Source organism: Streptomyces sp. NPDC107471 (genome assembly GCF_055582845.1).
This window is the reverse complement of record NZ_JBVJPC010000003.1, coordinates 277,959-291,697: the sequence shown is the minus strand read 5'-3', so window position 1 is coordinate 291,697 and position 13,739 is coordinate 277,959. Positions and strand designations below refer to the sequence as shown.

General features: G+C 72.3%; 16 protein-coding genes. 8 read left to right on the top strand and 8 right to left on the bottom strand.

Going from position 1 to position 13,739, the window contains the following annotated elements; translation table 11 throughout:
• Positions 1-5 precede the first annotated feature (5 nt).
• Genes ACZ66S_RS10860 through ACZ66S_RS10840 form a run of 5 tightly spaced genes read left to right on the top strand, consistent with a single transcriptional unit; the run spans position 6 to position 2,588 of the window.
• A complete protein-coding gene (locus ACZ66S_RS10860; RefSeq protein WP_469901165.1) occupies positions 6-263 on the top strand; it encodes a WhiB family transcriptional regulator in 258 nt (85 codons plus the stop codon).
• Positions 260-739, top strand: a complete 480-nt coding sequence (locus tag ACZ66S_RS10855) for a Dps family protein (protein ID WP_469901164.1) — start codon at positions 260-262, stop codon at positions 737-739. The genes ACZ66S_RS10860 and ACZ66S_RS10855 overlap by 4 nt, the downstream gene beginning before the upstream one ends.
• Positions 740-772: 33 nt before the next feature.
• On the top strand, positions 773-1,105 hold the full coding sequence (locus ACZ66S_RS10850; protein WP_469901163.1) for a DUF3140 domain-containing protein: 333 nt from the start codon (positions 773-775) through the stop codon (positions 1,103-1,105).
• The gene (locus ACZ66S_RS10845; protein ID WP_469901162.1) at positions 1,102-1,749 is read left to right on the top strand and encodes an HhH-GDP family DNA glycosylase; all 648 of its coding nucleotides are present in this window, start codon (positions 1,102-1,104) and stop codon (positions 1,747-1,749) included. The genes ACZ66S_RS10850 and ACZ66S_RS10845 overlap by 4 nt, the downstream gene beginning before the upstream one ends.
• A 44-nt stretch (positions 1,750-1,793) precedes the next feature.
• Positions 1,794-2,588: an SAM-dependent methyltransferase gene (locus ACZ66S_RS10840; RefSeq protein WP_469901161.1), complete on the top strand. Its 795-nt coding sequence runs from the start codon at positions 1,794-1,796 to the stop codon at positions 2,586-2,588.
• Between the two features lie 4 nt (positions 2,589-2,592).
• On the opposite strand, the gene ACZ66S_RS10835 is transcribed toward ACZ66S_RS10840, so the two are convergent.
• The 8 genes from ACZ66S_RS10835 to ACZ66S_RS10800 form a co-directional block, all read right to left on the bottom strand.
• Entirely contained in the window at positions 2,593-3,282 is a 690-nt protein-coding gene (locus ACZ66S_RS10835) for an SDR family oxidoreductase (protein ID WP_469901160.1), read from the bottom strand.
• Complete coding sequence (locus ACZ66S_RS10830) at positions 3,279-4,151, bottom strand: cupin domain-containing protein (RefSeq protein WP_469901159.1); 873 nt, start codon at positions 4,149-4,151, stop codon at positions 3,279-3,281. The genes ACZ66S_RS10835 and ACZ66S_RS10830 overlap by 4 nt, the downstream gene beginning before the upstream one ends.
• A complete protein-coding gene (locus ACZ66S_RS10825) occupies positions 4,148-5,500 on the bottom strand; it encodes an amidohydrolase family protein (protein ID WP_469901158.1) in 1,353 nt (450 codons plus the stop codon). Before ACZ66S_RS10825 ends, ACZ66S_RS10830 begins: the two co-directional genes overlap by 4 nt.
• 22 nt (positions 5,501-5,522) lie before the next feature.
• On the bottom strand, positions 5,523-6,533 hold the full coding sequence (locus ACZ66S_RS10820) for an alpha-ketoacid dehydrogenase subunit beta (RefSeq protein WP_469901157.1): 1,011 nt from the start codon (positions 6,531-6,533) through the stop codon (positions 5,523-5,525).
• Positions 6,521-7,498, bottom strand: a complete 978-nt coding sequence (locus tag ACZ66S_RS10815) for a thiamine pyrophosphate-dependent dehydrogenase E1 component subunit alpha (RefSeq protein WP_469901156.1) — start codon at positions 7,496-7,498, stop codon at positions 6,521-6,523. Before ACZ66S_RS10815 ends, ACZ66S_RS10820 begins: the two co-directional genes overlap by 13 nt.
• The gene (locus ACZ66S_RS10810; RefSeq protein ID WP_469901155.1) at positions 7,485-8,843 is read right to left on the bottom strand and encodes a M24 family metallopeptidase; all 1,359 of its coding nucleotides are present in this window, start codon (positions 8,841-8,843) and stop codon (positions 7,485-7,487) included. Before ACZ66S_RS10810 ends, ACZ66S_RS10815 begins: the two co-directional genes overlap by 14 nt.
• A gap of 52 nt (positions 8,844-8,895) precedes the next feature.
• Complete coding sequence (locus ACZ66S_RS10805; RefSeq protein WP_469901154.1) at positions 8,896-9,528, bottom strand: helix-turn-helix domain-containing protein; 633 nt, start codon at positions 9,526-9,528, stop codon at positions 8,896-8,898.
• A gap of 151 nt (positions 9,529-9,679) precedes the next feature.
• Positions 9,680-10,123 (bottom strand): potassium channel family protein, encoded by a 444-nt coding sequence (locus tag ACZ66S_RS10800; protein WP_469901153.1) that lies wholly within the window; start codon positions 10,121-10,123, stop codon positions 9,680-9,682.
• Between the two features lie 169 nt (positions 10,124-10,292).
• Here ACZ66S_RS10800 and ACZ66S_RS10795 point away from each other — a divergent pair, with 169 nt between their 5' ends.
• From ACZ66S_RS10795 to ACZ66S_RS10785, 3 genes are read left to right on the top strand one after another with little or no spacing between them, the layout of a single operon-like run.
• Positions 10,293-11,105, top strand: a complete 813-nt coding sequence (locus ACZ66S_RS10795) for an SAM-dependent methyltransferase (protein ID WP_469901152.1) — start codon at positions 10,293-10,295, stop codon at positions 11,103-11,105.
• Positions 11,106-11,146: 41 nt separating this feature from the next.
• Positions 11,147-12,550, top strand: coding sequence for a type I glutamate--ammonia ligase (locus ACZ66S_RS10790; protein WP_469901151.1), 1,404 nt, complete (start codon positions 11,147-11,149; stop codon positions 12,548-12,550).
• 2 nt (positions 12,551-12,552) lie between these two features.
• The gene (locus tag ACZ66S_RS10785; RefSeq protein ID WP_469901150.1) at positions 12,553-13,737 is read left to right on the top strand and encodes an amidohydrolase family protein; all 1,185 of its coding nucleotides are present in this window, start codon (positions 12,553-12,555) and stop codon (positions 13,735-13,737) included.
• The last annotated feature ends 2 nt before the right edge of the window (positions 13,738-13,739 follow it).

Sequence of the window (13,739 nt, the reverse complement as noted above, 5' to 3'; positions counted from 1 at the left end):
CCCCCATGGAGTGGTTGCGTCGAGCGGCCTGTGTGGGAGAGGACCCCGAGCTGTTCTTTCCCGTGGGCACGCAAGGACCCGCGCTGCGGGACATCGCGGCGGCGAAGCGCGTCTGCGCCCGCTGCCCGGTCGTCCCCGAGTGCCTGGACATGGCGCTCGGCGGCGGGCAGACCTCCGGCGTGTGGGGCGGAACCTGCGAGCAGGAACGCGACGCACTGCTCCGTGACGGCATTGACCATGCCAGAAGGAGGAGCACGGTATGACTGTGGTCAGGAGCACCCTGTCCGACTCGGCCCGCGAGACGGCCGGGGAGGCCCTGCAGAGCACCCTGGTGGATCTGATCGGCCTGTCGTTGATCGGGAAGCAGGCGCACTGGAACATCGTGGGCCCGCGTTTCCGGTCCATCCACCTGCAGTTGGACGAGGTGGTGTCGACGGCCCGCTCGTTCTCCGACACCGTGGCGGAGCGCGCCGCAGCGCTGGGCGTGCCGCCGGACGGCCGGCCGGAGACGATCGCCGCCGCCTACACGCTGCCCGGCTCGAAGAGCGGCTGGATCCGGGACGACGAGGTCGTCCGGCTGGTCGTGGAGACGCTGGAGGCGGCCATCGGCCGGCTGCGCGAGCGCATCGAGGCCACCGAGAAGGCCGACCCGGTCACGCAGGACCTGCTGATCGGCATCACCGCCGAGCTGGAGAAGCAGCGCTGGATGTTCGAGGCCGAGAACTGGCCCCGGGACTGACCGGCCGGAACCACCCACGGAAAGGCGCACGCGATGACCGACGCTCTCGAACTCGACGCGCTGTGGGAGGACTTCCACCGCGCGGTGAACATGACTTCGCAGGAACTGGCCGCCTGGCTGCGGGTCAGCGACGCCGACGAGTCCGCCGAGCCACTGCCGGAGCACGCGGGTGAGCCCACCGGGCAGCACGTCCTCGCGATCCTCCAGAAGCGGCGCACGGACCTGACCGACGACGACATCGAGGTCATGTACGAGGTCGTGGACACCGTCACCGCGGACGCCGACGTGGAGAAGGAGCCCGAGGCCGAGGAGACCCGCCGCCGGCACCGGCTGATGTCCGTCGGACACGACCCGCTCCGGCGGTGACCGGGCCGGAGCGCGTCCTGCGGGAACTGGTCGGCGCGCACGGAAGGACGTACGCCGCGGAGGCGGGCATCACACTGAAGGACGCACCGCAGCCCCTGTACCGGCTGCTGGTGCTGGCCCTTCTGCTCAGTGCCCGCATCCGCGGCTCCGTCGCGCTCGCCACCGCGCGCGAACTGCACCGGGCCGGACTGCGCGACCCCCGCCGCATGGCCGGGGCCGGTTGGCAGGAGCGGGTGAACGTGCTGGGCCGCGGCGGCTATCGGCGCTACGACGAACGTACGGCCACCCAACTGGGCCAGGGCGCCGAGCTGTTGACCGAGCGGTGGGGCGGCGACCTGCGTCGGCTGCGTGCCGAGGCGAACGGCGATGTCGCCGAACTGCGCCGCTTGCTCCAGGAGTTCCCCGGCATCGGGCCCGCAGGGGCCGGCATCTTCCTGCGTGAGGTGCAGGGCGTCTGGCCGGAGGTCGCGCCCTGTCTGGACGGCAAGGTGCTCGCGGGTGCCGAGCGGCTGGGCCTGCCGACGGACCCCGACCGACTGCTCGAACTGGCCGGTGACACCCGACCGGACGTCCTGGCCGCCGCGTTGGTGCGGGCGGCCCTCGACGACGAGGTGGCCGAGGACAGCCTCCGCCGCGCCGGGTGACATGGCACACTGCTCGCACATCCTGTCGAGCAGAGGAGCTTTGGGTGACCGGGACCGACGCGGCCGGCCGGCGGATCGACACGAGCAGGCCGCACCCGGCCCGGGTCTACGACTGGTTCCTCGGCGGGAAGGACAACTACCCCGTCGACGAGGAGCTGGGCCGCCGGATCACCGCGCAGGGCGACGCCCCCCGGCAGGCGCGCGCCAACCGCCGGTTCATGGAACGGGCCACCCGGGTCGTCGTACGGGAAGCGGGAATCCGCCAGTTCCTCGACATCGGCTCCGGCATCCCCACCGAGCCCAACCTCCACCAGATCGCCCAGTCCGCCGTACCGGACGCGCGGATCGTGTACGTCGACAACGACCCGATCGTGCTGGCCCACGCGGCGGCCCTGCTGCACGGCACCCCGGAGGGGGCGACGCACTACCTCCAGGCCGACGCCCGCGAACCGCGGCGCATCCTGCAGGGCGCCTCCGCCGTCATCGACTTCGATCAGCCGGTCGCCCTGTCGCTGGTCGCGCTGCTGCACTTCATCTCCGACGAGGACGGCGCCCAGGAACTGGTGGACACGCTGCTCGACGCGCTGGCACCGGGCAGTTGCCTGGTGCTGTCGGCGATGACGGCGGACTTCGACCCGGAGAAGGTGAACGCGGGCATCGCCGCCTACACGGCGAGCGGGGTCACCCTGGTGGCCCGCACGCACGACGAGGTCAGCCGCCTCTTCAAGGGACTGGAGGTGCTGGAGCCGGGGATCGTGTCCCTGTCGCGGTGGCGTCCGGACGCGCGGGAGGACGGCGAACTCGTGTCGCTGTACGGGGCGGTCGGCATCAAGCGCTGACCCGTCACCCCAGCAGCCAGCCGCCGTCCACGCTCAACTCCACGGCGTTCACCGAGCCGTTGCGCAGCAGGAAGTCCACGGCGTCCACCACGTCCGCCACGGTGGCGAGCCGTCCGGTCGGGGTCCTGGCCCGCAGACCCGCCAGGACCTCCGCCGGTTTGGTCCGCCAGTAGGGGCTGTCCCCCACCACTCCGGGATGGATCGCGTTGACGCGGACCGGGGCGAGTTCGAGGGCCAGGGTGTGCATCAGCCCGGTCACGCCGGCGTTCACGGTCGCCACCGTCGTCGCGCCCGGGTAGGGGCGTTCCTTGGCCTGGCCGCCGAACAGCACGACGGCGCTGTCGTCGTGGAGCCGGGACCGCAACGCGTGCACGACGGCGGTGTAGCCGACGAGCTTGAGGGTGACGAGGTGGACGGCGGCGTCGATGTCGTACGCGGCGACCCGGTTCTCGTCGCGGGAGATGCCGGCGATCACCAGGTGGTCGACGGTCCCCACGTCGCTCAGCGCGTCGACGATCCCCTTCGGCCGCGCGAGGTCCAGGGCGAGTCCCCGGGCGCCGATCTCCTTGGCCGCGGTGCCGGTGCGGTGGGCGTCCCGTCCGGTGATCACCACCTCGTCGCCGCGTTCCGCCCGCACCCGGGCGAACTCCCGCCCGATGCCCGAGGTGCCGCCGACCACCACCACGCCGCTCATCGCGAGGCCTCCCTCAGGTAGTCCCAGTCCCGGGTGAACCGGTAGGAGTGCCGCACCGGAGGCTGCGGTGCCTGTGTCTCCAGCCAACGCAGCGGTCCGTCACCGGCGTTGGTGAAGCCGTGCACGCAACCGGCGCCCGCCCAGGCGCAGTCGCCCGGTCCGAGCCGGTAGTGCGAGCCGTCGAGGACCGCGTCCGCCTCGCCCTCCAGGAACAGGTACGTCTCCTCGAAGGGGTGGTCGTGGGTGCCCGCGACGCCGTCGGGCGCGTACTGCACCATGAACATGGTCGAGGCGACCGCGCCCAGATCGCCGTCGACCATCATCTTCACGGTGATCCCGCTGTACACGAGGAGCGCGGTGCGCATGCTCGCCGACACCGCGAGCAGGTCCTGGGACTGCTTCCCGGGGTCCATCTGCGCGGGCTCGAAGTGCCCGAAGGAGCGGGTGCGCGGGTCGCGGACGTCGACGGGGACGGGCGGGCGCACCGGCCACGGGGCCACCGGCTGGGTGTCGTACCCGTAGCGGGCCCGCGGCACCGGCGCCAGCATGTCCGCCCAGCGGGCGCCGGCGTCCCCGGCCCCGCGCCAGGCGTGCGGCACGCCGGTCGGGAGCAGCCCGTAGTCGCCCTCCTCCAGGAGGTACGACCCCTCGGGCACATCGAGGGCCACGGCGCCGTCGAGGACGTGGAAGCTCTCCTCGTACGAGTGCACATGGGACGCGACCGTGCCGTCCGGGCGCAGCTCGCACACCCCGAAACCGGTGTGCGAGCTGCCGTCGGCCTCGCCGACCAACTCCCGTCGCCGGTAGCCGTGTTCGTCGTACGGCTGCTCCGGGAGGTCGGTGGCCCGGCGGACCAGGTGTCGGGTCACGCCCGGGCCTCCTTCGCGGCCAGCAGCCGGTCGCGGGACTCCTCGACCAGACGCCGGGCCCGTGCCGCGTCGGCCGTGAGCCTGCCGTCGCGCTTGCGGACGACGCCGTCGACGATGACCGTCTCGACGTTGGACACGTCGGCGCTCAGGGCCACCGCGGCGGCCGCGTCGTGCACGGGAGCCACGTTCAGGGCGGTTGCGTCGATCGCGACGACATCGGCGCGTTTGCCCGGGGTGAGCGATCCGGTGCGGTCCTCCAGGCCGGCGACGTGGGCGCCGTTGCGGGTGGCGATCTCCAGCATCTGACGTGCCGTCAACATCGTGTCCGGGACCGGGACGTCGGCCTCCCAGCTCGCCGCGTTGACGCGGGCGCGGTCGGCGCCGAAGGCCGCGCGGATCTGGGTGAACATGTCGCCGGGCACGGTGGTGACCACGTCGATGCTGAGGGAGGGGCGCAGGCCGTGCTCGATCGCCTTCGCCACCGGCGGCCAGCCGTGCCCCATCTGCGTCTCGACCTGCGGCGCGACGGAGACCGTACCGCCGCTGTCGGCGACCAGCCGCCACTCCTCCTCGCTGAGGTGGCAGCAGTGGATGTAGGTGGTGTCCGGGCCGAGCAGTCCGAGGTCGTGGAGCTGCTTGACCATGCCGAAACGGCCGGCGAGCCGCCCCATGGCCACGTGCACGGTGATCGGGATGTCCAGCTCGCGGGCGAGGGCCCACTCGGAGGTGACGACGTCGTTGACGCAGAAACCGGGGCCGCGGGTGGCGAGGGCCAGGGTGAGCAGTCCGTCGTCGGAGTCGTCGGAGAAGTACTCGCTGCGGATCCGGCGTACGTCGTCCCCCGGGATCGCGATCTTGCTCTCGAACCAGTAGTCGGCGAGGGAGGTGTTGGCGCTGCCGTACGCGTACTGGGCGCGGATGCCGGTCTCCGTCAGGGCCCGGATCGCCGCGTCCGGGTGCTCGGGCGTGTTGTTGATGTGGGACCAGTCGACGAGCGTGGTGATGCCCGCGTTGAGGCATTCCAGGGCGCCCGCGAGGTTGGCCGCGTAGACGTCCTCGGGGGTGTAGAGGGGGGCGAAGGTGTCGAGGATGTCGACGAAGTAGTCGTCGAGGGTGGCGTCCGGTGCCACGTTGCGGATCGACGCCTCCCAGGTGTGGCGGTGGGTGTCGACGAAGCCGGGGATCACGATCCGGCCGCTCATGTCGAGGACTTCGGCGTCCGCGCTGATCTCGCGGTCCACGGCCGCGATCCTGCCGTCCTCGATGAGGACGTCCCCCCTCGGCAGGTCCCCGATGCCGGGGTCCATGGAGAGCACGTGTCCGGCTCGAAGGAGTGTCCGATGGGTCATCGCGCTTCCTCCTAGGGGGTGTTCAGTACGCGGCGAGGCTCCTGACGGCCGCCACGACCTTGTCGACGGTGGGGATGACCTGTTCCTCCAGCGCGTCCGCGAAGGGCAGCGGCACGCACTCCCCCGCCACCCGCCGCACCGGCGCGTCCAGCAGCCCGAATCCCTCGTCGGCCACGACGGAGACGAGGGTCGCGCCCCAGCCGCCCTGGTAGGGGTTCTCCTCGACGACCACCAGCCGGGAGGTCCGCCCGAGGGAGGCGAGGACGGTGGCCATGTCGAGCGGCACCAGGGTGCGCAGGTCGACGACCTCGGCGTCGATGTCCTCCTCGGCGAGCCGCTCCGCGGCGGTGAGCGCGACCGGCACCATCGACGCGAGCGCGACCAGCGTCACGTCGGCCCCCTCGCGCACGACCGCGGCGCGCCCCAACTCGACCACGTGGTCCGGCGGCGGAGGCGGACCCTTGGTGGCCAGCAGCCCCTTGTGCTCGAAGAACACGACCGGGTCGTCGCTGCGGATCGCGGCCGCCATCATCCCGACGACGTCGGCGGGCGTGGCGGGCGCGGCGATCTTCAGTCCGGGAACGGTCAGCGCCCAGTTCTCGGTGGCCTGCGAGTGCTGTGCGCCGAAACCGAGTCCGCCGCCGTTGGCGGTGCGGACGACGAGCGGCACCGTGACCTGACCGCCCGTCATGTACCGCACCTTCGGGATCTCGTTGGCGAGGTAGTCCCAGCAGCAGGCGAGGAAGTCCGAGAACATGATCTCCGCGACGGGCCGCATCCCGGTCATCGCGGCACCCATCGCCGCGCCCACGATGGCCTGTTCGGAGATCGGCGTGTCCCACACGCGCTCCGGCCCGAACTCCTTGTGCAGCCCGACGGTCGTCTTGAACACCCCGCCGGCCGCGCCGATGTCCTCCCCCAGGCAGACGACCGACGGATCGCGCCGCATCTCCCGCGCGATGCCCTCGGCGACGGCGTCCCGGTAGCTGATCTGCCGGGGGCCGGCTGCCCGCTCCCGCGTCACGTCCGCCATGCGGCACCTCCGTCGGCCCATACGTCGGTGAACGCCTCGCGCGGATCCGGCGGCGGCGCGTTCCTGGCTGCCTCGACCGCTTCCCGTACGACGTCCTGGACGCGCTCGTCGGCCGCGGTGACCGTCTCCTCGGGCATCCCCGCCTCGATGAGCCGTCCTCTCGCGATGTCCAACGGGTCGTGCTTGAGCCAGCGTTCGACCTCCTCGGCCGGGCGGTAGGTCGCCGGGTCGGTGCGCGAGTGCCCGAAGTGGCGGTACGTCTCGGCCTCCAGCACGGCGGGCCCGTCTCCGGCCCGGGCCCGCTCCGCCAGCCGTGCCACCGCCTCCCGGACCAGGACGACGTCGTTGCCGTCGACGACCTCGCCGGGGATGCCGTAGGCGGGTGCCCGGTCGGCGGCCGGCCGGGGCACCGCGGTGACGTCGGCGATCGGCGTGTACTCCATGTACAGGTTGTTCTCGCAGACGAACAGCGCGGGCAGCTTCCATACGGCGGCCAGGTTCAGCGCCTCGTGGAAGGCGCCGATGTTGGTGGCGCCGTCCCCGAAGAAGGCGACCGCGACCTGCCCGGTGCCGCGCAGTCGTGCCGACCAGGCGGCGCCGACCGCCATCGGGAGGTGGGCGCCGACGATGGCGTAGGAGCCGAGCATGTTGGTGGCCGCCTTGGTGAGGTGCATCGAGCCGCCCTTGGCCCGGCACAACCCCGTGGCCCTGCTCATGAGTTCGGCGAGGCATTCCTCCGGGGTGGCGCCCCGGGCCATGGCGTGGTGGTGGCCGCGATAGGTGGCGAAGACGTAGTCGTCGTCGCGCAGGGCGGCGCTCGCACCGACCGCGATCGCCTCGTGCCCCGCCGCCAGATGGGTGGTGCCCTTGACGAGGCCCTGGAGGAACAGGTCGTGGGCGGCCTTCTCCGTACGGCGGATGAGGGCCATCTGCTCGTACAGGGCGAGGAGTTCACCGGTGTCCATCGCCGCTCCCCCGGTGCCGGTCCGCGGTCCCCGTGTTCAGGTGGGACTGCGCCTCTCGGGCGGTGTCGAGCGCGCCGCCGACCGTCCAGTACTTGCGGCCCGCGACCAGGAGTTCCTCGGCCGGGAACTTGGTGATGACCTCGCAGCCGTCGGCGGTGACGACCAGTTCCTCCTCGATCCGGGCGGCGGACCAGCCGTCGGCGGCGGGCCAGTAGGTCTCCAGGGCGAACACCATGCCCTCTGCGAGGACTTCGGGGTGGTCGAGGGAGACCAGACGGCTGAAGATCGGCTTCTCCCAGATGGACAGGCCGACGCCGTGGCCGTACTGGAGGGCGAAGGCGGCGGTCTCGTCGGCGAAGCCGAACTCCTCGGCGCGTGGCCAGACCCGGACGATGTCGGCGGTCGTGGCGCCCGGGCGGACGAGGGCGATGGCCTGGTCCATGTACTCCCGGCAGCGGACGTACGCGTCCCGCTGGGCGCGGGAGGCGCTGCCGACGGCGAAGGTGCGGTAGTAGCAGGTGCGGTAGCCGAGATGGCTGTGCAGGATGTCGAAGAAGGCCGGGTCGCCCGGGCGGATCAGCCGGTCGCTGTAGACGTGCGGGTGGGGTGAACAGCGCTCCCCCGAGATGGCGTTGACGCCTTCGACGTACTCGCTGCCGAGGTCGTAGAGCACCTTGCTGACCAGCCCGACGCACTCGTTCTCGCGGATTCCGGGGCGAAGCTGTGCGTAGAGCTCCTCGTAGGCGGCGTCGACCATCGCGCAGGCCTGGGCGAGCAGGGAGATCTCGTCACCGGTCTTGATGCGGCGGGCCTCCAGGAAGACCTGCTGGCCGTCGACGACGTCGATGCCCTCGGCGCGCAGGGCGGCGAGGACGGGCATCTCGGCGACGTCGACGCCGAGGGGTTCGCCGGCGAGGCCGTGGGCGCGGAGTTCGGCGGCGATCTTGCGGGCCACGTCCTCGGCGATGCCGGCGTCCGGGTGGAAGGCGCCGCGCAGGGTGGAGATCCCGGCCCGGGCGCCGGTGGGCTCGCCGCCCTTGCCGTCGCTGTGGTCCAGCCAGGGGTTGTAGAGCTGGTGGTGGCGGGCGGCGGAGCCGAAGTCCCAGACGACCGGTTCGCCGCCGCGGACCAGCAGGGCGAAGCGGATCAGCTTGTCGATCGCCCAGGTGCCGATGTGCGTGGCGGTCATGTAGCGGATGTTGGCGAAGTCGAAGCTGAGCACGGCGCCCAGCTCGGAGCGGTTCAGCGTGTCGTGCAGCCGGGCCAGGCGCTGTCGGCGCAGCCGGTCCAGGTCGACGCGCTCTTCCCAGTCGACGGCGTTGGGGCCGTATGTGCGGATCGCCATCGCGACCACCCCCACCCTCGAGTCAACGACCGTCCACGGGGAGTGTCAAGTGTCACTGAACACTTCGGCTCGCCACGAACCAGACGCCGACGGCCGGTTCGTCGCCGTCGTTGCGGTAGCGGTGCGGGGTGGTGGACTCGAAGCAGACGGCGTCGCCGGGGCGCAGGACCTGGTCGTCGAAGCCGAGGGTGAGCACGAGTTCGCCGGAGGTCAGATAGCCGTACTCGGTGCCGGCGTGCCGCATCAGACCGCCCGAACCGGAGGAGGAGCCACCGGGCCGGTAGGTGACGAGCAGGAAGTCGACGTCGGTGCCGGGGACGTGCCCGAGCCGCTCCCACACCACGCCGGAGTCCAGCTCCAGCACCTCCCGCTCACCCGGGGTGACCAGGGGTCCTATGCGTCTGCCGGGGTCGGCCGCGAAGGCCGCGAGGGCGTGCACGACGGGGGCCGCGGGCACCGCCAGGGCGGTCTCCCGCCCCTCGAAGAGGGACTCCACGGAGATGCCGAGGGCCGTGGTGATCGCGTACAGGGTGCTGACCGACGGCTGGCTCTTGCCGGTCTCGATCTGGGAGACCAGGCTCGCGGAGACACCGACCTCCCGTGCGAGGGCGCGCAGCCCCAGGCCGCGCTCCAGGCGCGCCTGCCGGATACGCCCGCCGACCGACGGCACGGGTCCAGGGGACACGGGCGCCCTCCTCTCCTGTGCAGCCCCATTGAACAGCGCGGCCCATCGACACGGAAGAGGGGTGGGTTGTGCGGAGAGGGAGGAGGGGGCGGGCAGGGCGGGTGCGGGGACTCCGGGCCCACGCTCCTCGCAGCGCGGCCGGAGAGCCGGGTCACTCCTTCTTCTTCGCCGCCACCAGCTCCTCCAGCCGGTCGAACCGCTCGTGCAGGGCATGCAGCGTCTCGGCACCCACATGGTGTCGCCGCTTCTGCTCCCGCGCCACGAACCAGGTGGCGAGCGCCGCCGTGACCATGCCGTAGGTCGTGATCCCGACGACCATGACCACCGTGCCGACGAACCGGCCCCACCAGGTCACGGGGTAGAAGTCGCCGTAGCCGACGGTCGTCGCCGTCTCCACCGACCACCACAGGGCCTTCGGGTACGAGGTCAGGTCGGCGCCCCGCGCCCCCTCCTCGGCGACGACCACCGCCCAGGAACCGGTGAGCATCACCGCGAGGAGGACGAGGGTCGCGCCGCCCGCCGCCTTCAGATGGAGCGGGCGGCCCGGCCGGCCGAGCATCAGGTCGACGACCTTGGCGAGGAATCCGGGCAGCATGCGCACTCCTCGAAGTCCGCGGGCGGGGGCGGGCGTACCGGGCCAGTGTCGCCGCCGGGAGGGTGCCCGGCACCTCGGGCAGGGCGTCCGCGTCACGGTTTCCGGGACAAGCTGATCATCGGACGGCACAATGGCGGCAACGGCCGCAGGCACGAGAAGGAGCACAGTCGTGAGTGAGAGCCACACCCCGTCGGGTGCGTCGGCGAGGCTGAACACAGGTGTGGCGCACAACGCGCGCGTGTGGAACTACTGGATCGGCGGCAAGGACAACTACGAGGTCGACCAGCAGGTCGGCGATCACGTGGCCGGGATGTTCCCGGTCATCCGGGAGATCGCCCGCGCGGACCGCTGGTTCCTGGGCCGCTCGGTGCGCTTCCTCGCCGAGGAGCAGGGCATCCGGCAGTTCCTCGACGTCGGCACCGGGCTGCCGACGGTGGACAACACCCACCAGATCGCCCAGCGCATCGCGCCCGACGCGCGGATCGTCTACGTCGACAACGACCCGATCGTCCTCGTCCACGCCCGCACCCTGCTGACCAGCACCCACGAGGGCGTCACCGACTACATCGACGCCGACGTCCACGACCCGGCCGCGATCCTCGAACGGGCGGCGGGGACGCTGGACTTCAGCAAGCCGGTCGCGGTGATGATGCTCGGCATCCTCAACTTCGTCCTCGACACCGACGAGGCGCGCCGGATCGCGCGCGAGATCATGGCCGCGATGCCCGCCGGCAGCCATCTGGCCCTGACCCACCCCACGTTCGACCCCGAGGTCGGCGGCGAGGGCCAGATCCCGGCCATGAAGTTCTGGAACGAGAACGCCACTCCGCCGATCACGGCCCGCAGCGGCGCGGACATCGCCACGTTCTTCGAGGGACTCGACCTCCTCGAACCGGGCCTGGTCTCCTGCTCGCAGTGGCGTGCCGAGTCCGACTCCCCCGCCGTGGTGCCGCAGTACGGCGCGGTGGCCGTGAAACCCTGACGCGGGATCCGTTCGGCCGAGCCCGTCGTCGTGGAGGACGTATGACCACCCTTGCCGACCCCGTCCCGGGGGGCCGTCCCGGGGACGTGGACCGGGCCACCGCACTGCGCGACGAACTGTCCGCGAAGGGTGTGCACGGTGTGGTCCTGGCCTATGTCGACACCGCGGGCGTCTGCCGGGTGAAGACGATCCCGACGGCGAAGCTGCCCTCGGCCGCGGCCTGGGGCGTGGGCATGTCACCGGTGTTCGACACGTTCCTGGCGAACGACTCCATCGTCACCACCGACACCCTGGGCTCCCCCGACGGCGATCTGCGCCTGTACCCGGATCTCGACCGGCTCGTGGCCCTGGCCGCGCAGCCCGGCTGGGCGTGGGCGCCGGTCGACCGGATCACCCAGGAGGGCGAGCGCCACCCGGGCTGCTCCCGCACGGTCCTGCGGCGGATCGTCACGGCGGCCGCCGAGCGGCACGGGATCACCTTCGAGGCGGGCATCGAGATCGAGTGGTCGGTGGGCCGGGGCCCGGCCGCGGAGGGCGACCTCGTGCCCGCCGTGTCGGGACCGGCGTACGGCGCCACCCGGCAGGTGGAGCTGAGCGACTACGCGGCCGACGTGCTGGCGGCCTGCGCCGAGCAGGGCGTCGAGGTGGAACAGCTCCATCCCGAGTACGCGGCCGGGCAGTTCGAGATCTCGACGGCTGCCCTGGACCCGGTCGCGGCGGCCGACGTCAGCGTCCTGGTGCGGCAGACGATCCGTGCCGTGGCCCAGCGGCACGGACTCGTCGTCTCCTTCTCCCCGGCGGTCTTCGCGGAGGGCGTCGGCAACGGCGGCCATCTCCACCTCTCCGCCTGGCGCGACGGCGTGAACCTGCACTCGGGCGGCAAGGGCCGCTACGGCATGACGCGCGAGGCCGAGTGGTTCGTCGCCGGCGTCCTCGCCCACCTGCACGCGCTGGCGGCCCTGACCGCGCCGAGCCCGGCCAGCTATCTGCGCCTCCAACCCTCCCAGTGGGCCGGGGTGTTCACCGCCTGGGGCCGGGAGACCCGGGAGGCGGCGGTCCGGATCGTCACCGGCACGGCGGGCCTGACCGACCGGGCCGCGAACCTGGAGCTGAAGCCGGTGGACCTGGCCGCGAACCCGTACCTCGCGCTCACCGGTCTGATCGCCGCCGGACTCGACGGACTGACCTCGGCCACGCCCCTGCCGAGGGAGATCACCGGTGATCCGGCCCTGCTCGCCGCCGACCGGGCCGCCGCCATGGGCGTGCGTCGGCTGCCGACCTCGCTGTCCCAGGCGGTCCGGGCCTTCCGCGCCGACGAGCAGCTACGGGCCGCCCTCGGTCCGGTCCTCGCCGACGCCGTGGTCGCCGTGCGCTTCGGGGAGAGCGACTCCGTGGCCGACCTGGACGACGAGCAGATCGCGGCGGCGTACCGCTGGAAGTACTGAACATGGGCGGACCTGTCCACGAGGCCCTCGCCGCCGCCCGGCTGGTGGACCACCACTGCCACGGGGTCGTCACCGACGCGCTCGACCGGGCCGGCTTCGAGTCGTTGCTCACCGAGGGCGAGACCTGGCCCGGGATCTCCTCCTTCGACAGTCCCGTCGGGGTGGCGGTCCGCCGGCACTGCGCACCCCTGCTGGAGCTGCCCCGCCACGCCCCGCCCGACGCCTACCTGGCCCGCCGTGCCGAACTCGGCCCGCACGAGGTCAACCGCCGCTTCCTGACCGCCGCGGGCACGGACGTGTTCTGCGTCGACACCGGGTACGCCCCGGACCGCATCACCTCGCCCCGGGAGCTGGCCGCGCTCGCGGGCGGGACGGCCTACGAGGTCGTACGGCTGGAGGGAGTGGCGGAGGCGGTGGCCGCGCGGGGCGTGGAGCCGTCGGCGTACGCCGAGACGTTCCGGGCCACCGCCCTGGAGGCCGTGGGGCGGCCGGGTGTGGTGGCCGTCAAGTCCGTCGCCGCCTACCGCACCGGTTTCGACCTGGACCCGGCGCGCCCCTCGGACACGGAGGTCACCCGGGCCGCCGCCGGCTGGCTCGCCCGCGGTGGGCGACTGGCCGACCCCGTTCTCGTACGGCATCTGCTGTGGACCGCCGTGGAGCTGGGGCTGCCGCTCCAGTTGCACACCGGGTTCGGTGACAGCGACATCCGGATGCACCGGGTGGATCCGACCCACCTCACGGACTGGCTGCACCTGACCGCGGGCACCGTGCCGGTCCTGCTGCTGCACTGCTGGCCGTACCAGCGGCAGGCCGCCTATCTGGCCGCCGTGTTCGAGCAGGTGTACCTGGACGTGGGCCTGACCCTGCACCACGTGGGTCCCGCACGGTCCCGGGCGATCCTGGCGGAGGCCCTGGAGATCACGCCGTTCCGCAAGCTCCTGTACAGCTCCGACGCGTACGGCGTGGCCGAGTTCCATCTGCTCGGCGCGCTGTCCTTCCGGCAGGGCCTCGCCGGTCTGCTCCAGGAGCGGGTGGCCGCCGACGAGCTGAGCCTGCCCGACGCGCTGCGCATCGCGGCCTGGACGAGCGGGGACAACGCCCGCCGTCTCTACGGACTTCCCGCCCCGTCCCCGTCCCACCAGGCGGGCGCGCCTGAGCGTCCGCCGTCCCCGGAAAGTATGATCTAGCA